This window comes from uncultured Aliiroseovarius sp. (genome assembly GCF_947492455.1).
Classification (GTDB): domain Bacteria; phylum Pseudomonadota; class Alphaproteobacteria; order Rhodobacterales; family Rhodobacteraceae; genus Aliiroseovarius.
Genome location: NZ_CANLNB010000001.1, coordinates 385,080 through 406,263, shown reverse-complemented (window position 1 = coordinate 406,263; position 21,184 = coordinate 385,080). Strand labels below are relative to the sequence as shown.

The window sequence follows — 21,184 nt, the reverse complement described above, 5'->3', positions numbered from 1 at the left end:
CATAGAGAGATAGCGACTCCAAGCCACCAAACAATTCAGCGCGATAAGCGACGTGTCTGTTCAAACCTGCACAGAACGAAAACGGCCCGCAGGATGTCCCACGGGCCGTTTCAGTCTCTAATCCAGCGGAATTAGCGCTTGCCCAAGCGGGTCGCGGCCAGCATCGCCATGTTCAGAATGTCGTTCGAGGTCGAGTTGGTCGAACAGATCTGGATCGGCTGATCAATACCCGACAGGATCGGACCGATGACCGTGGCCCCTGCCAATTCCTGCATCATCTTGACCGAGATCGAGGCCGAGTGACGGGCCGGAACCACCAGAATGTTGGCCGGACCAGACAGGCGACAGAACGGATACTGCGCCATAACGTCAGGGTTCAGAGCAACGTCCGCGGTCATCTCGCCCTCAAACTCAAAGTCCACGCCGCGCTTCTCAAGGATCACGGGGGCTTCGTGCAGTTTCGAGGCGCGTTCCGACACCGGATAACCGAAGGTCGAGAAGCTGACGAACGCCACGCGCGGCTCAAGCCCCAGACCACGTGCCACGGTGGCAGCGCGTTCTGCGATGTTGGCCAGATCCTCGGTTTCGGGCCATTCATGCACCAGCGTATCGGCCATCAGCACGATGCGCCCTTTGTGCAGAACGGCGGTCACGCCCACCGCGCCATCGGCGGCGGTTGCGTCGAACACGTGGTTGATCCGGTCCAGCACATAGGCCGATTTCCGGGTCGCGCCGGTCACCAGACCATCGCCATGCCCATGCGCCAGCATCAGCGAGGCAAACACGTGGCGGTCACGCGCGGCCAGACGGTGAATGTCGTGGCGGTCGAAACCTTGGCGCTGCAGGCGCTGGTACAGGTAGTCTTTGTAGGTATCCAGATGCTCGGTATTTGCGGCGTTCACCACGCGCAACTCGCGCACAGCATCCCCCAAACCATCGGCGGTCAGCTTGGCCTTGACATCCTCTTCACGGCCAACGACCAGCGCGCGGCCATAGCCGTTACGCTGATACTGAACTGCCGCGCGCAGAACTTGCGAGTTGTCGCCCTCGGCAAAAATCATCGTCGCTTGGCTCTTACGTGCACGCGCCGTGATGCCGCGCAGGATCGAGGCCGTCGGATCCATCCGCGCCTTCAGGCTTTGCTCGTACCCATCCATGTCGATGATCGGGCGGCGCGCAACGCCGGTATCCATCCCGGCCTTAGCAACTGCCGGCGGGATCACGTGGATCAGACGCGGGTCAAACGGCGTTGGAATAATATAGTCGCGACCGAAGGTCAGCTTCTTGCCATAGGCCATCGCAACTTCGTCCGGCACATCTTCGCGGGCCAATTCCGCCAACGCCTGCGCACAGGCGATCTTCATCTCGTCATTGATGGCACGCGCGTTGATGTCCAGCGCGCCACGGAACAGGTACGGGAAGCCCAGCACGTTGTTCACCTGGTTCGGATAATCCGAACGCCCGGTCGCCACGATCGCATCATTGCGCACTTCGTGGGCTTCTTCCGGCGTAATCTCGGGATCCGGGTTCGCCATGGCGAAGATGACGGGGTTGTCGGCCATCGAGGCGACCATCTCTTGCGTCACTGCACCCTTGACCGACACGCCAAGGAACACGTCTGCCCCGTCCATTGCCTCTTCCAGCGTGCGGAGTTCAGTGTTGGCGGCGTGGGCCGATTTCCACTGATTCATACCATCGGTACGGCCCTGATAGATCACGCCCTTGGTATCACAAACGATGCAGTTGTCATGCTTCGCGCCCATCGCCTTGATTAGCTCGATACAGGCGATGCCCGCAGCACCGGCACCGTTCAGAACGATGCGGCAATCCTCGATCTTTTTGCCCGACAGGTGCAGCGCGTTCAAAAGGCCCGCCGCGCAGATCACCGCCGTGCCGTGCTGGTCGTCGTGGAAGACGGGGATGTCCATTTCTTCCTTCAGACGCTGCTCGATGATGAAGCACTCGGGCGCTTTGATGTCTTCAAGGTTGATGCCGCCAAAGGTCGGGCCCATCAGCTTGACCGCGTTGATGATCGCCTCGGGATCCTCGGTGTCCAGCTCGATATCGATCGAGTTCACGTCGGCAAAACGCTTGAACAGAACCGCCTTGCCTTCCATCACGGGTTTCGACGCCAGCGCGCCCAGATTGCCAAGACCCAGAACCGCGGTCCCGTTGGAAATCACCGCCACAAGGTTGCCCTTGTTGGTATAATCATAGGCCGTCTGCGGGTTCTCGGCGATCGCCTCACAGGGAACCGCAACGCCCGGCGAATAGGCCAGCGACAGGTCACGCTGCGTGGTCATCGGGACCGACGGCGTGACCTCGAATTTGCCCGGTGTGGGGTCAATGTGGAAGGCAAGCGCCTCTTCATCTGTGATCTTGGCTTTGGGCATTTCGGGGGCCTTTGTCATCTTCTGTCGAAGTCAAACCCTTACAGGGGGAAAATCCGGGCCTCAACCGGTATTCGGCTATTAATCTGTCTTTTATCGGGGGTTTTTGGGTAATTCTTGAAAAATATTTTCGAAGATCACCGCAATAATCGCAATTTCACACCCGAAAATCATTCCTACGTGCCTTTCCCTCCGATCCATCCTATATCTCGGTCATTAGATTTGGAGGTTTCACGTGGCACAAAAAGTCCTTTTGACCGGCGGCGCAGGATTTATTGGCTCGCATACTTATGTCGAGCTGACAAAAGCTGGGTTTGACGTTGTGATCTTGGACAATTTCTCAAACGCGCGCCGCGATGTAATTGACCGGCTAGAAGTGATCACCGCCGCACCTGTCACGTGTTACGAAGGGGATGTGCTGGATCCTGAAATTCTGGCCCGCATTTTTGACAGCCACAAGATCGACGCCGTAGTGCATTTCGCCGCACTTAAAGCCGTTGGTGAAAGCACGCAAATTCCGCTGGACTATATTCAAACCAATGTGTCCGGCCTTTTGAATTTGCTTCAGGCGATGCAACCGGCGGGCTGTCGTGCGCTGGTCTTTTCATCAACCGCCACCGTCTATGGCGAGCCCAAGGTCATCCCGATCCCCGAGGATTACCCCCGCAGTTATTCCAGCCCCTATGCATTCACCAAGCTGACCTGTGAGCAAACGCTGGAACAGGTCGCGGCCTCGGATGACAGTTGGGCCTTTGGTATTCTGCGCTATTTCAACCCGGCAGGCGCGCATGAAACCGGGCTGATTGGCGAGGATCCAAACGATATTCCTAACAACCTGATGCCTTATATTGCCAAAGTCGCAATGGGCGAACTGAAACAGCTTTCGATCTTTGGCGATGATTACGATACGCCTGACGGTACTGGGGTACGCGACTATATCCACGTCTCTGATCTGGCGCGTGCGCATGTACTGTCGTTGACCGCGTTGCTTGAAAACAAGAAGGGTCACACCGTCAACATTGGGACCGGTCAGGGCTACTCAGTGTACGATATGCTACACGCCTATGAGCGCGCGGTTGGGCGCGACTTGCCGTATGCCGTGACACAGCGGCGCCCGGGCGACGTCCCCACTTTGGTCGCCCGCCCTGACATGGCCCGCGATGTGCTGGGATTTGAAGCCGAGCGTGGTCTGGACGAGATGTGCGAAAGCAGCTGGAACTGGGTCTCGCGCCGCAAAAATTCCTGACCCCTCTTTCACCCCGACGCACGACATTCTAGTCTGTCGCAAAGCATAACGCCGGGGGGCAGCAGGTGAGCGATAAACCAGCCAAGATCACGCCAATGATGGCGCAGTTTCTTGAGATCAAAGAGGGCTACCAAGACGCCCTTTTGTTCTATCGCATGGGCGATTTTTACGAGCTGTTCTTTGACGACGCCGTCGCGGCTGCCGCGGCCTTGGACATCGCCCTGACCAAACGCGGCAAGCATCTGGGTGAAGACATCCCCATGTGTGGTGTGCCGGTTCATGCGGCCGAGGGCTATTTGCTGACGTTGATCCGCAAGGGCTTCCGTGTTGCGGTCTGCGAGCAGATGGAAAACCCGGCCGAGGCGAAAAAGCGTGGCTCGAAATCCGTGGTGAAACGCGATGTGGTCCGGCTTGTCACGCCCGGCACCTTGACCGAAGAAAGCCTGCTGGACGCGCGGCGGCATAACTTCTTGGCCGCCTATAACGTCGTGCGCGACGAGGCCGCGCTAGCATGGGTCGACATCTCGACCGGCGCCTTCCGCGTCATGCCCTGCCCGCCTGTGCGTCTTGGCCCCGAACTCGCCCGCCTTGCCCCACGCGAGGTTGTGTTGTCCGAAGCCGATTATCAAAATTGCTCTGAAATAGTGACTGATTCTGGCGCATCCCCCACCGAACTGGGCCGCGCGGCCTTTGATAGTACGGGTGCTGAAAAACGGCTGCTGGATCTGTATAAGATCGGGTCGCTCGATGCGTTCGGCAGCTTCTCACGCGCCGAACTGGGCGCGATGGGAGCCATCGTCGAATATCTGGACATCACCCAGAAGGGCAAACTGCCGCTGTTGCGTCCGCCCGTTAAAGAGCTTGCGCAGGGCACGATGCAGATCGACGCCGCCACCCGCCGTAATCTGGAGCTAACCCACAGCCTGTCCGGCGGGCGTGACGGATCGCTTTTGTCTGTGATCGACCGTACCGTGACCGCTGGTGGTGGACGTTTGTTGGAACGTCGCATCTCCAGCCCCTCGCGCACCCTTTCCGAGATCAACGCCCGACTGGATGCGGTACGTTTTCTGGTGAAACAGAGACTAATTTGCGAGAATACGCGCGAATTTCTGCGCAACGTCCCCGACATCGACCGCGCCCTATCGCGGCTTGGACTGGAACGTGGCGGCCCCCGCGATCTGGGCGCCATTCGCAACGGGCTTGCCGCTGCAAGTGATCTGGCCGACAGCCTGTCGCAATCCGATCTGCCCGCCAAACTGGCGGAAGCCTCGCAAAACCTGCGCGGCCATGACGATCTGATCGATCTTCTGGATCAAGCGCTGGTCGCCGAACCGCCACTTCTGGCCCGTGACGGCGGCTTCATTGCCCCCGGCTATGACCAGGACCTCGACGAGGCCCGCCAATTGCGCGACGAAGGCCGCGGTGTGATCGCTGCGATGCAGGCCCAATACGCCGAACACACCGGCATCAGCTCGCTGAAGGTGAAGCACAACAACGTGCTGGGCTATTTCATCGAGACCACGGCAACCCATGCTGAAAAGATGCTAAACCCACCGCTGTCCGAGACCTATATCCACCGGCAAACCACAGCGAATGCGGTTCGTTTCACCACAGTGGCGCTCAGCGATATGGAAACCAAGATCCTGAACGCGGGCAACCGAGCGCTTGAGATCGAAAAGCGGCTCTATTCCAGCCTAACTGCCGCAATTTTGGATCAGGTAGGTGCGGTATCCGACACCGCCCGCGCCCTATCGGAAATCGACGTGGCCACCGGTTTTGCCGATCTGGCACGGTCCGACAATTGGTCCGCCCCCACCGTCGATGACAGCCGCGTGTTTCACGTGGAATCCGGACGTCACCCCGTGGTCGAGGCTGCCCTGCGAAAGTCGGGCGAGGCGTTTGTGGCCAATGATTGCGACCTCGCGGATGGTGCAAAATCTGCCGATGTCTGGCTTCTGACTGGTCCGAACATGGCCGGTAAGTCGACCTTCCTGCGCCAAAACGCGCTGATCGCCCTGTTGGCGCAGGCTGGCAGCTTTGTTCCGGCGAAAGCGGCACATATCGGTTTGGTCTCGCAACTGTTCAGCCGCGTGGGCGCTTCGGATGATCTGGCGCGGGGACGTTCGACATTTATGGTCGAAATGGTGGAAACCGCCGCCATTCTGAACCAAGCCGACGACCGCGCGCTGGTTATTCTGGACGAAATCGGGCGCGGGACGGCGACCTATGACGGTTTGTCCATCGCCTGGGCGACGCTGGAACACCTGCACGACGTCAACAAATCCCGCGCACTCTTCGCCACGCATTATCACGAGATGACGCAGTTGTCCGACAAGCTGGACGGCGTGGAAAACGCGACGATTGCGGTGAAAGAATGGGAAGGCGAGGTCATTTTCCTGCACGAAGTCCGCAAAGGCGCGGCCGATCGATCTTACGGTGTGCAGGTTGCCAAGCTGGCGGGCCTGCCTAACAGCGTTGTCGCTCGCGCGAATGTGGTGCTGGACGCGCTGGAAAAAGGAGAGCGTGAAGGATCCGGTCAGAAGGCCATCATCGACGACCTTCCGCTGTTTTCTGCCCTTGCCGAACCGGTTCAACCCGCGCCTACAGGCCCGAGCGACCTGGAGCTTGCCTTGAAGGATATCCACCCTGATGACCTGAAACCCATCGAGGCGCTGAACCTGCTGTATGAGCTGAAAGAGATCGCGGCAGAAACGTAAACGCCCCCGGAAATCCGAGGGCGTTTTAAGCGTTTTATGGTGAATTAGAGCCTTATTTCGGCGTCGACGACACACCAACCTGCGCCGGGCGCAGCAGGCGGTCATGCAGCATGAAGCCCTCGGCCATCACCTGAATGATGTCTCCCGCCTTGGTGCCGGGCACCGGGGCCTCGAACATCGCTTCGTGCACTTCTGGGTCAAACTTATCGCCAACTTCTGGCGCCAGAAGATGAATGCCGTGCTTATCAAAGATGCCCAGCAGCGCACGCATGGTCAGTTGAACACCTTCCAGCAGAGCCTTGTCTGCTTCACCGGCTTCATTTGCAGCTTCCAAAGCACGCTTCATGTTGTCGTAAACCGGCAGCATGTCGCGGGCCAGCTTGGAGCCGCCATAGTTCTCGGCCTCGCGACGGTCACGTTCGCCACGTTTGCGGGCGTTTTCAGCGTCCGCCAGCGCGCGCATGAAACGATCTTTCATCTCGTCCCGCTCGGCACGTGCGGCAATCAGCTCGTCCTCAAGGCTCACTTCGTCTTCAACGGTCACTTCTTCGGTCATCAGCTTGTCGATGCCCGGTTCCAGTTCCTCAGCGCGTTCGGTTTTCGCGTCCGTCATGTTCTTTGCCTCTATCCTCGGCCTTTATCCTCGATCCGAGATCATTTTGCCGATCAGTTGCGCGGTATAGTCCACCACCGGAACAATCCGCCCATAGTTCAGCCGCGTCGGGCCAATCACGCCCACAGCACCAATGATCTTTCGATCAGCGTTCATATAAGGGGAAACCACCAAAGAGGAACCCGAAAGTGAGAAAAGTTTGTTCTCGGACCCAATAAAAATGCGCACGCCCTCGCCCTGATCGGCCAGATCAAGGAATTCGGCGATATCACGCTTGCGTTCGAGGTCGTCAAACAGGGTGCGAATACGCTCCAGATCGACCTCAGGCCCGTCTTCCATCAGCAGATTCGAACGGCCTCGCACGATCAAACGCTCGTAAGGTTGCCCTTCGTTTTCCCAGATTGCGGCACCACTTTCGATCAAAGCCTGCGCCAGAGTATCAAGTTCCTGCCGACGATTGGCAACTTCGGTCGCGATAATGCGCTGAAGTTCGGAAATCGTGCGGCCTTCGGCCAATGCGTTCAGGAAATTCGCCGCTTCCCGCATCGAGCTTGGGGTTTGCCCCGCAGGTGGTTCAAACACGCGGTTTTCCACGTGGCCATCTGCAAAGACCAGCACAGCCAGCGCACGATCCGGGCCAAGTGACACGAACTCAATATGCTTGATCGGCGCTTCGTGCTTGGGCGTCAGAACCAGGCTGGCCCCAGCCGTGATCCCCGACAACGCCGCGCCCACGCGGTCCATCATCGAGTTGATATTGCTTTCATTTCCGACAGTTGCATCGATTTTCTGCCGGTCGTCCGTCGTCAGGTCCGACACCTCAAGCAGCCCATCCACGAACATCCGCAAGCCAAGCTCTGTCGGGATCCGCCCGGCCGAGACATGCGGGCTGTTCAGCAGTCCCATATACTCAAGGTCTTGCATCACATTGCGAATGGTCGCCGCGCTGACGTTTTCCGTCAGGCTGCGGGTCAGGCTGCGCGAGCCCACCGGCGCGCCCGTTTCCAGATAGCTTTCAACGATGCAGCGGAAGACCTCGCGCGAGCGGGTGTTCATGTCTTCCATCAAATCAGAAGCGTCTGCCATCAGCTTAGCCTTGCCTTTTTGCCGGACCCATGGCTATCACGCTTTCAAAGCGGAAACAAAGGAAGAAGCCATGCGTCCCTCTGGTCGAGATTTAGATCAAATGCGCCCGATTTCAATCGAAACCGGGGTCACAAAACACGCCGAAGGATCCTGCATGATCCGCGTAGGCGACACGCATGTGCTGTGCACCGCATCGCTGGAAACCCGCGTTCCCCCGTTTCTGCGCAATTCCGGCAAGGGCTGGGTGACCGCGGAATACGGCATGCTGCCCCGCTCGACCGGATCGCGCATGCGTCGCGAGGCTGCTTCCGGTAAGCAAGGCGGTCGCACAGTTGAAATTCAACGCCTGATTGGCCGTTCGCTGCGCGCGGGCATCGATCTGGTGGCCTTGGGCGAACGTCAGATCACCGTCGACTGCGACGTGATCCAAGCCGATGGCGGCACCCGTTGTGCGGCGATCACCGGCGGTTGGGTAGCGCTGCGTCTGGCCGTAAACAAACTGCTGAAGGCTGGCGACATCACCACCGATCCGCTGATGGATCCGGTCGCCGCCGTGTCCTGTGGCATCTATGCGGGTCAGCCGGTTCTGGATCTGGACTATCCGGAAGACAGCGAAGCGGGCGTGGATGGAAACTTTGTCATGTGCGGCCCGAAACTGATCGAAGTGCAGATGTCTGCGGAAGGTTCGACCTTCACGCGCGACCAGATGAACCAGCTGATGGATCTAGCCGACAAAGGCGTGTCCGAGTTGGTCGCCGCTCAGCTTCAGGCGACAGCATAATGCGGAAGTTTGACGGCGATAAACTGGTCGTTGCGACCCACAATGCGGGCAAATTACGCGAGATTTCCGCCTTGTTAGAGCCTTTTGGCATCGCCGTCACCTCGGCTGGCGCGCTGGGTTTGGAAGAGCCGGAAGAAACCGAAGACACCTTCGTCGGCAACGCTCGGATCAAAGCGCATTTTGCCGCAAAGGAAAGCGGCTTGCCCGCTTTGTCGGATGACAGTGGCATCATGGTCGACGCGCTGGACGGTGCGCCGGGCGTGTACACTGCAGATTGGGCCGAAACGCCGAACGGGCGCGATTTCCCGATGGCGATGGAGAAAACCTGGACCCTTCTGGAAGAGAAGAAAGCGCCCCTGCCCCGCACCGCGCGCTTTTGCTGCACTTTGTGCCTTGCCTGGCCCGATGGGCATGACGAGGTTTTCGAAGGCAAGGTCGAAGGATCGCTGACATGGCCCATGCGCGGCGATCAGGGCTTTGGCTATGACCCGATTTTCGTGCCCGAAGGCTTTGACATCACCTTTGGCGAAATGGACCCCGACAAGAAGCACCAAATGAGCCATCGCGCCGACGCGTTTGCCAAGCTGGTGAAGGGCGCCTTTGCTTGAGAACTGGCAAATCGGGGGCTTTGGCCTGTATGTCCACTGGCCCTTCTGCGCCGCCAAATGCCCCTATTGCGATTTCAACAGCCATGTCTCGGCATCCATTAACCAAGACGACTGGGCGGCAGCCTATCTGAAAGATCTAGGGCGCTATGGGGCTGAAACCCAAGGTCGCGTACTGGATTCGATTTATTTCGGTGGTGGCACACCCAGCTTGATGGACCCCGCGACCGTCGGCGCGATCATCGACAAGGCGGCAGGCCTGTGGACCTTCGCCAATGACATTGAGATCACGCTTGAGGCCAACCCGACCTCGATCGAGGCGCTAAACTTCGCGGGCTATCGCAAGGCTGGCGTCAACCGCGTGTCCATGGGGTTTCAGGCGCTAAACGATGCGGACCTGCGCAGGCTTGGCCGCATGCACTCGGTCGACGAGGGTCTGCGCGCGCTCGACATTGCCCGCACCCATTTCGACCGCGTGAATTTCGACCTGATCTATGCGCGGCAGGACCAGAGCCTATCCGATTGGCAAGCCGAGCTTGACCGCGCACTTAGTTTCGCGCCAGATCACTTGTCGCTTTACCAACTGACCATCGAGCCCGGCACCGTCTTCGGTGCACGCTTCGAAGCAGGAAAGCTGTCCGGCCTGCCCGAGGACGAACTGGCCGTCGACATGTTCTTCCACACGCAGTACGCCACCGAAGCCGCCGGCCTGCCCGCCTATGAAGTCTCGAACCACGCACGCCCCGGCGAAGAAAGTCGGCACAATTTGATCTATTGGCGCAGCGGCGACTGGATCGGGATCGGTCCGGGCGCGCACGGGCGGCTGTCCTTTGGCGAGAACAGGTGGGGAACGGAAACCCCTCTCTCGCCGAGCAAATGGTTGGAAAACGCACTGGGGGACGATGACAAGCGCGAGAGAGCACCTCTTCCCCTCTCTGAACAGGTAACTGAATACCTTTTGATGGGTCTGCGCACCACTGAAGGGATCGATCTAGAGCGGCTGAAGACCCAGTTCAATGCCCAGCTAGATGTGAATAAAATCAAAGACTTAATCGAATTAGATCTGGTTTCCGTCGATCAGAAAACACTTAGGGCGACCAAAAATGGCCGCCCCGTATTGAATGGTATTTTGCGAGAGCTTTTGCCGGACTAAACGGACAGTTTTCCGCAGATATCGTCCAGCTGATCGAGGTTTTGGTAGCGAATTGTGACCGTCCCGGCCTCGCCCCCGGCTTTGTGGTCGATCTGAACTTTCATGCCCGTCGCCGCAGACAGATCCGCCTCGAGCGCCTTGGTGTCGGCGTCCTTCTCGGCCTTCGGGCTTGCTGTGCGCGGTTTGCTTTCGCCAGCGCCCTTCGCCAGCTTCTCGGCGGCCCGCACCGACAGGCCTTTGTTGATGATCTCGCGCGCCAAGGCAGACGGGTTATCCGCCGTAACCAGCGTCCGCGCGTGCCCGGCGGTCAATTGCCCGTCACGCACAAAGGCCTGAACGTCATCGGGAAGGCTCAAAAGGCGCAGAAGGTTCGCGATGTGCGAACGGCTTTTGCCCAGAGCTTCAGAAACTTTTTCCTGCGTATGTCCAAACCGATCCATCAAATCGCGATAGCCGGCGGCTTCTTCGATCGCGTTCAGATCGGCGCGCTGAATATTCTCGATAATCGCAACTTCCAGCGCCTCAGTATCTGAATATTCTCTAATGATTACAGGTATTTGGTGAAGTTTCGCCATCTGAGACGCGCGCCAACGACGTTCGCCCGCAACGATTTCATATTCGCCTTCAGCACCCGGGCGCGGGCGCACGATCAGGGGTTGGATAACCCCCTTTTCCTTCACCGAAGCCGCCAGATCATCCAGCTGCTCTTGGGTAAAGGTGCGGCGCGGCTGTTCGGGGTTTGGTTTGATCTTTTCAATCGGAACCATCATATCCGCACGGCGCGGTTCGGACGAAGCCCCCTTCGGCGATTCATCGACAACAACATCCGCCATCAGGGCCGACAAGCCGCGGCCCAGGCCGCGATTTTTAGTTGGTTTGCTCATTACTCGCCTCCGATTATCGTTTGATCAGTTCAGCGGCCAGATTGCGATAGGCGCGGCTGCCCTTGGACGTCGGATCATACATCAACACCGGCAACGCGAAAGAGGGCGCCTCGCTGACGCGGACATTGCGCGGAATCATGGTCTTGAACACCAGCTCGCCCAGATTTTCGCGCGCGTCCGCCTCGACCTGACGGGACAGGTTGTTGCGGCTGTCATACATGGTCAGCACAACACCTTCAATTCGCAGATCGGGATTGGCTGCTGTACGCACCTCGCGCACGGTCAGAAGAAGCTGCGACAGCCCTTCCAGTGCGAAGAATTCACTTTGCAGCGGGATCAGAACGCTGTCCGCTGCGACCAGCGCGTTGACGGTTAGAAGGTTCAAAGACGGTGGGCAATCGATCAAGATGTAGTCGATGTTCAGCTGCGATAACGCTACATCTCGCAATGCATCGCGCAGAAGGTGGCTGCGCTTTTCGTTCGAGACCAGCTCGATATCCGCCGAAGACAGATCCGTTGTCGCGGGCGAGATCAGCAGATTGTCGATGGTGGTTTTCTGAATGACATCCAGCACCGACGCCTCTTCCAGCAGAAGGTCATAGGTGCTCATATCGCGATCGTCGGCGGAAACGCCCAACCCGGTCGAGGCGTTGCCCTGCGGGTCCAAATCAATCAAAAGCACGCGCTTTCCGGCCTCGGCCAGCCCTGCCCCCAGATTGATCGTTGTTGTCGTCTTTCCAACCCCGCCTTTCTGGTTGGTGATGGCAATAATCTTCGGCCCGCGTACTTGGAATGGGTCAGACACGTGAGATTTCCTTAATCTTCAGAACAACGGCGGATGGATGGGTCTTGCTGGGATATGTATCAAGCTGAAACGACCAGTTTTCAAGGGCTTCGTCGATTTCCTGGCGATAGTTTTCGCCCTTGGGGAAAATGGCAACGCCTTCGGGCTTCAAGTGCCGTTCGGCAAAGCCACAAAGCGCATCCAACGACGCCAAAGCACGCGCCGACAGGACATCGGCGTTCTGCGGGGCGGCTTTCTCGATTCGCTCTGAGCGGACGGAGAGTTTCAGATCCAGCTCGCGCGCGACAGTCCGCAGAAAGGTCGCCTTGCGCAGATCGCTTTCGATACAAGTCACAGAAAGATCGGGGTTGGCCTCCTTCGCCATGATTGCGACGACCAACGCCGGAAGCCCCCCACCCGATCCCAGATCACACCATATATTGGGATTCTCTGGCGCAAGGCCATATATCTGGGCCGAATCAAGAATATGGCGCGTCCAGATTTCAGAGATCGTACTGGGCGAAACCAGATTAATCGCCGAATTCCACTTCTTCATCAGGGCGACGTAAGCCTCGAGTCGCTCGAATGTTTCACGTGAAACATCGACGTGACGCTGAAATTCGCCATGATTCATGCTGAGCGCTTCCGCTCGAACTGGCGAATCTTCGACAAAAGCAGCGTCAAGGCGGCTGGAGTCATCCCTTCAACGCGGCTGGCGTGGGCCAAAGTACGCGGACGGGCGGCCTGAAGCTTCGACGCGAGTTCGTTTGACAGCCCGCTGAGCGATGAATAGTCGAATTCCTCGGGAATCACATGCGCTTCATCCCGCTTCAGCGCCTCAACATCTTTCTGCTGACGCTCGATATAATTCGCGTAAAGCGCATCGCGCGCGACCTGAAGCTTCACTTCATCGTCAATCTGATCCAGAGCTGCGTCCAGCTGAACCAGCTTTTCAAAGCTCATATCGGGGAAGGCCAAAAGCTCGTAAGCGGTGCGGCGGGTACCATCTTTACGTACGTTTAGATCGAGACCCACAAGATCTTGTGGGGTGTACGACGTCTGCGTCAGCTGCTCTTTCGCACACGCCAAGGCGTCACGCTTCGCTTCAAACGCAGATTTACGCGTATCTTTCACCAAACCAAGCTCGATCCCCAAGGGTGTCAGACGCTGGTCTGCATTGTCCGCGCGCAGCGATAGACGATACTCGGCACGCGATGTGAACATGCGATAGGGTTCGGTTACGCCGCGGGTTATCAAATCATCGATCATCACCCCGATATAGGAATTCGAGCGCGAAAAGATCACCGGATCCCTGCCCTGCACCGCCAGTGCAGCGTTGGTGCCAGCTACCAGACCTTGTGCGGCGGCTTCCTCATATCCTGTGGTGCCGTTGATCTGACCCGCAAGATATAGCCCCGGAACATCCCGCAAAGACAGCGTTTCGGTCAAAGAACGCGGGTCGACGTAATCATATTCGATGGCATAGCCGGGCTGCAGGATCTCGACCTGCTCAAGCCCGGCGATGGAGCGCACATAGTCCTCTTGCACCTCAACGGGCAGAGAGGTGCTGATCCCATTCGGATACACCGTGTCATCGTCCAGACCTTCCGGCTCAAGGAACACCTGATGGCTTTCTTTGTCTGCAAAGCGCACGATTTTATCTTCGATCGAGGGGCAATAGCGCGGCCCGACACCATCGATATGCCCACCATACATCGCCGAGCGGTCCAGATTGGCGCGGATAATGTCGTGCGTTTGCGCGTTTGTATGGGTGATCCCGCAGGAAATCTGCCGCGCGATGGGCGCCTTGTTCATAAAGGAAAACATCGCGGGATCATCATCGCCCGGTTGCGACGCCAGAATATCCCAGTTGATCGTTTGCCCCTTCAGGCGCGGTGGGGTGCCCGTTTTCAGGCGGCCAAGAGGAAGACCAAAGGAGTCAATGCGTTCCGCCAGTTTGACCGAGGGGCGATCCCCCATTCGGCCGCCTTGGCTTTGCTGGTCGCCGATATGGATAATCCCGCGCAGGAACGTGCCCGTGGTCAGCACCACAGCGCCGGCATGCAGTTGTGATCCGTCTCCCAGCACGACACCGCACACGCGATCCCCGTCCATGATCAAGTCGGTGGTTTCACCTTCGATCAGGGTCAGACCCTCGGTCGACAGGATCTCGGCCGACATGGCTTTGCGATAGATTGCGCGGTCTGCCTGGGCGCGTGGACCCTGAACAGCGGGGCCTTTGCGACGATTCAGCAGGCGGAACTGAATGCCAGCCTGATCTGCGACACGGCCCATCAACCCATCCAGCGCATCAATCTCGCGCACCAAATGCCCCTTACCCAAACCACCAATGGCGGGGTTGCAGGACATCACGCCAAGGTCTTCCTTGCGCAAAGTGATCAGCGCGGTTTTTGCACCCATACGCGCAGAAGCATGGGCCGCGTCGGCACCCGCGTGCCCGCCCCCAACAACAATCACATCGAAATCCAGATGTTTCACGTGAAACACTCCTTCGCTACGCACACGCTATTTTCCCAGACAGAAACTAGAAAAGATTTCGTCCAGCAGATGCTCTACATCGACATGGCCGACAAGACTATCAAGGGCCCGGATGGCGGTTCTGATCTCTTCTGCGGCAAATTCAGCGCGTTCGGGGCCGTGTTGTACCTCGATTCGCGCATCTTCCAAAGAGAACAGCGCGCGCTCCATCGCGATGCGATGCCGTTCGCGCGTGGCGATCCCGGCCCCCTGAACGCGGGTTTCCAACACGGACGAGATCTTTTGCACCAACAGATCCATCCCCTGCCCGGTCTTACCCGAAACGACCAGATCACCAGAGACGCCCAGATCGGCCTTTCCGTGGACCACGAGGTCATCGTTCAGCGGGTCCATCGCAGGCTGATCGTCGGTCCCCTCCAGCAAAAAGACCCGCAGGTCTGCAGCATTCGCACGTTCAAGCGTACGGGCGACGCCGATGGCCTCAACCTGATCTTCGGTGTCCCGAACCCCAGCCGTATCCAGCACCGTCACAGGAAGCCCTGCAAGCTCCATATGGACTTCGATCACGTCACGGGTAGTGCCCGCGATATCCGAGGTGATTGCCGCTTCACGCCCCGCCAGCGCGTTCAGAAGCGTGGACTTCCCGGCGTTAGGACGACCGACGATGGCAACCTCGAACCCCTCTCGGATACGCTCGGCAATGCGTGTCCCTGCGGTCTCGCGTTCCAGGCTGTCCAACGTAGTGTCCAACAGCACATTTACCTCGGGCGAGACGTCGACGGGCACGTCTTCATCTGCGAAATCAATGGTGGCTTCCAGCAGCGCAGCGGCGCGGATCAGGTCGGTACGCCATGCGCCTGCAAGGTCGCCCAGAGCGCCAGACAGCACGCCTACGGCCTGCTTGCGCTGTGCTTCGGTCTCGGCGTCCAAAAGGTCTGCCAGGCCTTCCACCTGTGCCAGATCGAGGCATTCATTCTCAAGCGCGCGGCGAGTGAACTCTCCGGGCTCGGCAGGGCGCAACCCATCCTGCTTTGACAGTTCGGCCAGTACAGCCCGAACCACAGCCGTGGACCCGTGCAGCTGAAGCTCGACCACATCCTCGCCTGTGAAGCTGGAGCCCGCTTCAAACAGCAACACCAATGCCTCGTCCAACAGTGCTCCGTCCGCGCTTGTCAGGCGGCGCAACCCAGCGCGGCGCGGCGCAGGCAGATCACCTGCCAAAATACGCGCGGCTGAAAACGCATGTGGCCCGGAAATCCGGACCACTGCGACACCCGCTTTCCCGCGGGAACTGGCAAGAGCATAGATTGTGTCCATTGGACTAACCTATTGTTTTAGTTTGATATTATGTATTCATCGAGTCGAAGAATTCCGAATTCGACTTGGTCTGCTTCAACTTCGACAGCAAGAACTCGACGGCATCCGTGGTGCCCATCGGGTTCAGGATGCGGCGCAGGACATAGGTTTTCTGCAAGTCTTTCGGATCGACCAGAAGATCCTCTTTCCGGGTACCGGATTTCAGAATGTCGATGGCCGGGAAAACGCGCTTGTCGGCGATCTTACGATCCAACACGATTTCGCTGTTGCCGGTGCCTTTGAATTCTTCAAAGATCACTTCGTCCATACGCGATCCGGTATCGATCAGCGCGGTCGCGATAATGGTCAGCGAGCCGCCCTCTTCGATGTTACGTGCCGCACCAAAGAAACGTTTGGGGCGCTGCAGGGCGTTGGCATCGACACCACCGGTCAGAACCTTACCCGAGGACGGGACGGTCGTGTTGAACGCGCGACCGAGACGGGTGATCGAGTCGAGCAGGATCACAACGTCGCGCTTGTGTTCAACAAGACGCTTGGCTTTCTCGATCACCATCTCGGATACGGCCACGTGGCGGGTCGCGGGTTCGTCGAAGGTCGAGGACACAACCTCGCCTTTGACAGAGCGCTGCATGTCCGTCACCTCTTCCGGGCGTTCATCGATCAGAAGAACGATCAGATAGCATTCCGGGTGGTTCTTCTCGATCGAGTGGGCGATGTTTTGCAGGATCACCGTCTTACCGGTACGCGGCGGCGCCACGATCAGCGAACGCTGGCCTTTGCCGATCGGCGCAACCAGATCAATCACGCGGGCCGAACGGTCTTTAATGGTGGGATCTTCGATCTCCATCTTCAGACGCTCATCGGGGTAGAGCGGCGTCAGGTTGTCAAAGGCAACCTTGTGCTTCGCGTCTTCCGGATTGCCGAAGTTGATCTTTTCGACCTTGGTGATCGCGAAATAGTTCTCGTTCTCGCCGGGAGCTTGAATGACGCCTTCGACAGTATCACCAGTGCGCAGCGAGTACTGACGGATCATGTCGGGCGAAACATAGATGTCATCGGGACCGGGCAGATAGTTTGCCTCGGGCGAGCGCAGGAAGCCAAAGCCATCTTGCAGCACTTCCAGCACCCCGTCCCCGCCGATGATCCATTCTTCATCCGCACGTTCACGCAGGATCGAGAACATGATGTCCCCTTTACGCATGGTCGAGGCGTTCTCGATCTCGAGCTCTTCAGCGATAGTCACCAGCTCTTTCGGGCTCTTGGCTTTCAGATCGGATAGGTTCAGACGGTTTTCAGACATGGAATATCTCGGAAATAGATCACGACGGCGCCTGAGCGCTGTCTATGTCGAGTTGGGAAAAACACATGGCCGGACGGCCTGCTTAGAGGCTCAGATACGCGCTGGACGCGCATGAGTCAACAAAATCAGTATTTGAACACGACCGAGAAGACGATGACGATCATCAAAAGCGTCGGCAATTCGTTCATCATGCGATAGCGCCGACCGGTCAGCGTATTGGTGCCCGCCATGAAGTCTTTGCGTCGTGCAGCCAGCCACATGTGAAACCACGTCATACCGATGATCGAGATCCCCTTGGTCCAGGGCCAGACCAGCGACCAGTCGACCACACCGGGCGTTGCCACAAGGCACAGACCAAAAATCCACGAGCTGATCATGGCTGGGTTCATGATCGCTTTCAGAAGCCGGCGCTCCATCGTTTGGAACAGATCATCCGTCTCATTGCCCGATCCCACGACCTCGACATGATAGACGAACAGGCGCGGCAAATAGAACAGGCCCGCCATCCATGCGATCACCGATACGATGTGCAGCGATTTCGTCCAGAAATACGCGTCTGACAGAAAGTCACCCATTCTAAGCCTCTTACATGCGATGCCGCTTCGATCTTCATAAATAAAATAAAGAAGAAGAAAAGATGATGTTGTTGTTAGGCCTGTGGATAACGGGGATTATTGATCTGTCCCGCGACTTGTTCACAGGTGGATAAGCGGCGACCCGGATTCTGGACGGAATCTTTTCGCCTTTGTTTCACAGGGATCAGCGCATTTACCATCTGGGGATAAGTGCAGGGATGAAATCGCACGGTGGGGATTCGCCCACGGGGTGCGACAGGCAAAAACCAACAGTGGAAGAACTGTGAAAATCGCCTTAGTAAAGGTGGGACTTATCCAGCTGTTCTGGCGAGGGCCGAGTTATCTGCTGATTCCAGAACAGGATTACACAGAGTTTTTCCACAGGGTTATCACATGACCGCTTCCCTGATCTTGGCGTCCGCCTCGCAAATCCGCGCCGATATGTTGCGCAACGCAGGGATCGACTTCGACATCATCCCCGCCCGCATCGATGAAGAGATGATCCGCGCATCATTAGAGGCTGAGGGCGCCAGCCCGCGCGATCTGGCTGATGCGCTGGCCGAGTTCAAAGCCCGAAAGATCAGCGAGAAACATTTTGGGTCTTTGGTTCTGGGCTGCGATCAAGTGGCCGAGCTGGAACAGAAGGTGCTGTCCAAGCCGAAAGACAAAGAAGAGGCCCGCGCCCAGCTGGCGGCGATGTCCGGCAAAGTGCATCGGTTGCTCTCTGCCGCCGTGCTTTACGAAGACGGCAAGCCGATTTGGCGCCATGTGGGCTTGGTGCGCCTGAAGATGCGAGAGCTTTCGCCGGACTATATCGCGGATTATGTCGAGCGGAACTGGGACAGCATCCGCCATTCGGTCGGCGCCTACAAGCTGGAAGAAGAAGGCGTACGCCTGTTTGCCAAGGTGGACGGCGACTATTTCAACGTGTTGGGTTTGCCCCTGACCGAGCTTCTGTCATATCTGATCGTGCGAGGAGATCTGAAGATATGAGCGACACACGAATTCCCCTGGCGGGCGTCATTGGAAACCCCATCGAACACTCTCTGTCCCCAAGGCTGCACGGCCATTGGTTGCGCACGATGGGGCTGGCCGGGCATTACATCCCGATGCGGGTCGAAGCGGACGATCTGGAAACCGTCATTCGCACGCTGCCGAAAGCCGGGTTTGTCGGTCTGAATGTGACGATCCCGCATAAAGAGGCCGTGCTGAAGCTGGCCGACATCGTCACTGACCGCGCCGCGCTGATCGGGGCGGCGAACACGCTGATCTTCCGTGACGATGGCAAAATCCACGCGGACAACACCGACGGCTATGGATTTACGCAAAACCTGCGCCAATCTGCACCGGACTGGGCGCCGGAAACCGGACCTGCTGCTGTTTTCGGAGCCGGCGGCGCTGCGCGCGCCATTTTGGCCTCGCTCATCGAGCTCGGCGTGCCTGAAATTCGCCTGTCCAACCGGACCCGCGCCCGTGCGGATGCTTTGCGCGCTGAATTTGGTGCGCGGATCGTGGTGTATGACTGGGTTCAGGCGGGCAATATGTTGGATGACGCGGTCACGGTTGTGAACACCTCGTCCCTTGGCATGACCGGCAAGCCCGACTTCCGCGTGCCGCTGGATGGGCTGATGCCCGGCGCGGTCGTGAATGATCTGGTCTATTCGCCGCTCAAAACCGATTTCCTGCAACAGGCCGAGGATGCGGGCTGTCAGGTGGTCGACGGGTTGGGCATGTTGCTGCACCAAGCCGTTCCCGGGTTCGAACGTTGGTTCGGGACCCGCCCCGTCGTCGATGATGCGCTGCGCCACGCGGTTCTGGGCGTATGAGCGGGCCGTTTATCATCGGGCTGACCGGCTCGATCGGGATGGGGAAATCCACAACCGCGAAAATGTTTGCGGACGCCGGCGTTCCAATCTGGGACGCGGATGCAGCGGTGCATCGCATCTATGATGTGGGCGGCGCGGCGGTCGAACCGATCCGCGCGGTCTGTCCTGATGCAATTATCGACGGCGCCGTCAGCCGCGATGCTCTGAAAGACTGGATGTCGAAAGATGCGGGCGCACTGAAAAAACTGGAACAGATCGTCCACCCGCTGGTCGGACAAGACCGGGCGGAATTTCTGACAAACAGCACCTCGCCCATCGTTCTTCTGGACATGCCGCTTCTGTTTGAAATCGGTGCGCATGAACATGTGGATCTGGTCGTCGTGGTCTCGGCCCCCGCTGAGTTACAGCGCGAACGCGTACTTGCGCGAGGCACCATGACGGAAGCACAATTCGAGACTATTCTGGCCAAACAGGTGCCAGATGCCGACAAACGCGCCCGCGCGGATGTGATCATTCCGACCGAAACATTGGACGGTGCGCGGGCCGCGGTGGACGAGGTCATCGCCCATGTGAAAGGGAAGTTGGATGCGTGAGATCGTGCTCGATACAGAAACCACCGGCTTTGATCCCCAAAGCGGTGACCGCATCGTGGAAATCGGGTGTCTTGAACTGATGAACCACATGCCGACCGGGCGGACGTATCACCAATACATCAACCCCGAACGCGGTATGCCGGACGAGGCGTTTGGCGTGCACGGCATCGGCCCCGACCTGCTGGCCAGCCCCCGCCCCGCCGAACCGGGCGAAGTTCTTCTGAAAGACAAGCCGATCTTCAAAGAGGTTGGGCAGGCGTTCCTTGATTTCATCGGAGACGCCAAGCTGGTCATCCACAACGCCAGCTTTGACATGAAATTCCTGAATGCCGAGCTGCAGTGGATGGGCCTGCCGCAAATCCCGTGGGAACGCGCGTTGGATACTCTGGCGATGGCGCGCAGCAAATTTCCCGGCGCGCCCGCGTCTTTGGATGCGCTGTGCCGTCGTTATGCGATCGACAACTCGTCGCGGACACTGCACGGCGCGCTTTTGGACAGTGAAATTCTGGCCGAAGTCTATCTGGAGCTCATTGGAGGTCGTCAGCCCGACCTTGTTTTGGCGGGCAATCAGGCGACCTCGGGTTCTGGTGGTGCGAACGACGATTGGCGCCCGCGCCCACGTCCTGAACCCCTGCCGTCCCGGATCCACGAAAAAGAAACCGCCGCCCATGATGCTTTCGTAGAAAAGCTGGGCGACGGCGCAATTTGGAAGAAGTTTCAGTAACTTCTTAATCGAAGCCGATTGATCGGAATCAGAATTCGCTGCCTCTCGATCAGCTGTGGCAGATCTCGAACGCGATTTCTGATGCTCTTTG

Annotated in this window: 19 protein-coding genes; 9 read left to right on the top strand and 10 right to left on the bottom strand. The window is 58.3% G+C overall.

Annotated elements, in window-relative coordinates; genetic code table 11:
• Nucleotides 1-131: 131 nt before the first annotated feature.
• Nucleotides 132-2,393 carry an NADP-dependent malic enzyme gene (locus Q0677_RS02025; RefSeq protein WP_282182369.1) on the bottom strand — a complete coding sequence of 754 codons (2,262 nt, stop codon included), beginning with the start codon at nt 2,391-2,393 and terminating at the stop codon, nt 132-134.
• A gap of 232 nt (nt 2,394-2,625) precedes the next feature.
• Between Q0677_RS02025 and galE the strand changes: the two genes are divergently transcribed.
• Both galE and mutS read left to right on the top strand, forming a co-directional pair.
• On the top strand, nt 2,626-3,636 hold the full coding sequence (galE, locus tag Q0677_RS02020) for a UDP-glucose 4-epimerase GalE (RefSeq protein WP_298905434.1): 1,011 nt from the start codon (nt 2,626-2,628) through the stop codon (nt 3,634-3,636).
• Between the two features lie 95 nt (nt 3,637-3,731).
• Nucleotides 3,732-6,353, top strand: a complete 2,622-nt coding sequence (mutS, locus tag Q0677_RS02015) for a DNA mismatch repair protein MutS (RefSeq protein ID WP_298905793.1) — start codon at nt 3,732-3,734, stop codon at nt 6,351-6,353.
• 52 nt (nt 6,354-6,405) lie between these two features.
• Here mutS and Q0677_RS02010 read toward each other — a convergent pair whose 3' ends face one another.
• On the bottom strand, nt 6,406-6,909 hold the full coding sequence (locus Q0677_RS02010; RefSeq protein WP_240686444.1) for a nucleotide exchange factor GrpE: 504 nt from the start codon (nt 6,907-6,909) through the stop codon (nt 6,406-6,408).
• 81 nt (nt 6,910-6,990) lie between these two features.
• On the bottom strand, nt 6,991-8,052 hold the full coding sequence (gene hrcA / locus Q0677_RS02005; protein ID WP_298905431.1) for a heat-inducible transcriptional repressor HrcA: 1,062 nt from the start codon (nt 8,050-8,052) through the stop codon (nt 6,991-6,993).
• 70 nt (nt 8,053-8,122) lie between these two features.
• Between hrcA and rph the strand changes: the two genes are divergently transcribed.
• The 3 genes from rph to hemW are packed head-to-tail and all read left to right on the top strand — an operon-like array spanning nt 8,123 to nt 10,591.
• Entirely contained in the window at nt 8,123-8,833 is a 711-nt protein-coding gene (gene rph / locus Q0677_RS02000; protein WP_133485246.1) for a ribonuclease PH, read from the top strand.
• Nucleotides 8,833-9,441, top strand: coding sequence for an RdgB/HAM1 family non-canonical purine NTP pyrophosphatase (rdgB, locus tag Q0677_RS01995; protein ID WP_298905424.1), 609 nt, complete (start codon nt 8,833-8,835; stop codon nt 9,439-9,441). Before rph ends, rdgB begins: the two co-directional genes overlap by 1 nt.
• The gene (gene hemW, locus Q0677_RS01990) at nt 9,434-10,591 is read left to right on the top strand and encodes a radical SAM family heme chaperone HemW (protein WP_298905422.1); all 1,158 of its coding nucleotides are present in this window, start codon (nt 9,434-9,436) and stop codon (nt 10,589-10,591) included. Before rdgB ends, hemW begins: the two co-directional genes overlap by 8 nt.
• Here the strand turns inward: hemW and Q0677_RS01985 are convergent.
• The 7 genes from Q0677_RS01985 to Q0677_RS01955 form a co-directional block, all read right to left on the bottom strand.
• Nucleotides 10,588-11,475 carry a ParB/RepB/Spo0J family partition protein gene (locus Q0677_RS01985; RefSeq protein WP_298905420.1) on the bottom strand — a complete coding sequence of 296 codons (888 nt, stop codon included), beginning with the start codon at nt 11,473-11,475 and terminating at the stop codon, nt 10,588-10,590. The genes hemW and Q0677_RS01985 overlap by 4 nt on opposite strands.
• A 13-nt stretch (nt 11,476-11,488) precedes the next feature.
• Nucleotides 11,489-12,280, bottom strand: coding sequence for an AAA family ATPase (locus Q0677_RS01980; RefSeq protein ID WP_133485255.1), 792 nt, complete (start codon nt 12,278-12,280; stop codon nt 11,489-11,491).
• Entirely contained in the window at nt 12,273-12,893 is a 621-nt protein-coding gene (gene rsmG, locus Q0677_RS01975; RefSeq protein ID WP_298905417.1) for a 16S rRNA (guanine(527)-N(7))-methyltransferase RsmG, read from the bottom strand. Before rsmG ends, Q0677_RS01980 begins: the two co-directional genes overlap by 8 nt.
• The gene (gene mnmG / locus Q0677_RS01970; RefSeq protein ID WP_298905414.1) at nt 12,890-14,758 is read right to left on the bottom strand and encodes a tRNA uridine-5-carboxymethylaminomethyl(34) synthesis enzyme MnmG; all 1,869 of its coding nucleotides are present in this window, start codon (nt 14,756-14,758) and stop codon (nt 12,890-12,892) included. The genes rsmG and mnmG overlap by 4 nt, the downstream gene beginning before the upstream one ends.
• A gap of 27 nt (nt 14,759-14,785) precedes the next feature.
• Nucleotides 14,786-16,075 carry a tRNA uridine-5-carboxymethylaminomethyl(34) synthesis GTPase MnmE gene (gene mnmE, locus Q0677_RS01965; protein ID WP_298905412.1) on the bottom strand — a complete coding sequence of 430 codons (1,290 nt, stop codon included), beginning with the start codon at nt 16,073-16,075 and terminating at the stop codon, nt 14,786-14,788.
• A 28-nt stretch (nt 16,076-16,103) separates the two neighbouring features.
• Nucleotides 16,104-17,375 (bottom strand): transcription termination factor Rho, encoded by a 1,272-nt coding sequence (gene rho / locus Q0677_RS01960; protein WP_163040059.1) that lies wholly within the window; start codon nt 17,373-17,375, stop codon nt 16,104-16,106.
• A 125-nt stretch (nt 17,376-17,500) separates the two neighbouring features.
• Entirely contained in the window at nt 17,501-17,950 is a 450-nt protein-coding gene (locus Q0677_RS01955; protein WP_298905409.1) for a CopD family protein, read from the bottom strand.
• Between the two features lie 393 nt (nt 17,951-18,343).
• On the opposite strand from Q0677_RS01955, the gene Q0677_RS01950 reads away from it, so the two are divergent.
• From Q0677_RS01950 to dnaQ, 4 genes are read left to right on the top strand one after another with little or no spacing between them, the layout of a single operon-like run.
• On the top strand, nt 18,344-18,943 hold the full coding sequence (locus Q0677_RS01950) for a Maf family nucleotide pyrophosphatase (RefSeq protein WP_298905407.1): 600 nt from the start codon (nt 18,344-18,346) through the stop codon (nt 18,941-18,943).
• Nucleotides 18,940-19,776, top strand: a complete 837-nt coding sequence (locus tag Q0677_RS01945) for a shikimate dehydrogenase (protein ID WP_298905405.1) — start codon at nt 18,940-18,942, stop codon at nt 19,774-19,776. The genes Q0677_RS01950 and Q0677_RS01945 overlap by 4 nt, the downstream gene beginning before the upstream one ends.
• On the top strand, nt 19,773-20,369 hold the full coding sequence (gene coaE, locus Q0677_RS01940; RefSeq protein WP_298905403.1) for a dephospho-CoA kinase: 597 nt from the start codon (nt 19,773-19,775) through the stop codon (nt 20,367-20,369). Before Q0677_RS01945 ends, coaE begins: the two co-directional genes overlap by 4 nt.
• Nucleotides 20,362-21,093, top strand: coding sequence for a DNA polymerase III subunit epsilon (gene dnaQ, locus Q0677_RS01935; protein WP_282182028.1), 732 nt, complete (start codon nt 20,362-20,364; stop codon nt 21,091-21,093). Before coaE ends, dnaQ begins: the two co-directional genes overlap by 8 nt.
• Nucleotides 21,094-21,184 lie beyond the last annotated feature (91 nt).

What these genes read in the sequence shown, in the direction of transcription:
- rho (WP_163040059.1), bottom strand. Translation starts at nt 17,375, where the DNA reads ATGTCTGAAAACCGTCTGAACCTATCCGATCTGAAAGCCAAGAGCCCG.
- Q0677_RS01985 (WP_298905420.1), bottom strand. Translation starts at nt 11,475, where the DNA reads ATGAGCAAACCAACTAAAAATCGCGGCCTGGGCCGCGGCTTGTCGGCC.
- Q0677_RS02010 (WP_240686444.1), bottom strand. Translation starts at nt 6,909, where the DNA reads ATGACCGAAGAAGTGACCGTTGAAGACGAAGTGAGCCTTGAGGACGAG.
- Q0677_RS01955 (WP_298905409.1), bottom strand. Translation starts at nt 17,950, where the DNA reads ATGGGTGACTTTCTGTCAGACGCGTATTTCTGGACGAAATCGCTGCAC.
- mutS (WP_298905793.1), top strand. Translation starts at nt 3,732, where the DNA reads ATGATGGCGCAGTTTCTTGAGATCAAAGAGGGCTACCAAGACGCCCTT.
- hrcA (WP_298905431.1), bottom strand. Translation starts at nt 8,052, where the DNA reads ATGGCAGACGCTTCTGATTTGATGGAAGACATGAACACCCGCTCGCGC.
- Q0677_RS01945 (WP_298905405.1), top strand. Translation starts at nt 18,940, where the DNA reads ATGAGCGACACACGAATTCCCCTGGCGGGCGTCATTGGAAACCCCATC.
- Q0677_RS01950 (WP_298905407.1), top strand. Translation starts at nt 18,344, where the DNA reads ATGACCGCTTCCCTGATCTTGGCGTCCGCCTCGCAAATCCGCGCCGAT.
- dnaQ (WP_282182028.1), top strand. Translation starts at nt 20,362, where the DNA reads ATGCGTGAGATCGTGCTCGATACAGAAACCACCGGCTTTGATCCCCAA.
- coaE (WP_298905403.1), top strand. Translation starts at nt 19,773, where the DNA reads ATGAGCGGGCCGTTTATCATCGGGCTGACCGGCTCGATCGGGATGGGG.
- mnmE (WP_298905412.1), bottom strand. Translation starts at nt 16,075, where the DNA reads ATGGACACAATCTATGCTCTTGCCAGTTCCCGCGGGAAAGCGGGTGTC.
- rdgB (WP_298905424.1), top strand. Translation starts at nt 8,833, where the DNA reads ATGCGGAAGTTTGACGGCGATAAACTGGTCGTTGCGACCCACAATGCG.
- Q0677_RS02025 (WP_282182369.1), bottom strand. Translation starts at nt 2,393, where the DNA reads ATGCCCAAAGCCAAGATCACAGATGAAGAGGCGCTTGCCTTCCACATT.
- rsmG (WP_298905417.1), bottom strand. Translation starts at nt 12,893, where the DNA reads ATGAATCATGGCGAATTTCAGCGTCACGTCGATGTTTCACGTGAAACA.
- rph (WP_133485246.1), top strand. Translation starts at nt 8,123, where the DNA reads ATGCGTCCCTCTGGTCGAGATTTAGATCAAATGCGCCCGATTTCAATC.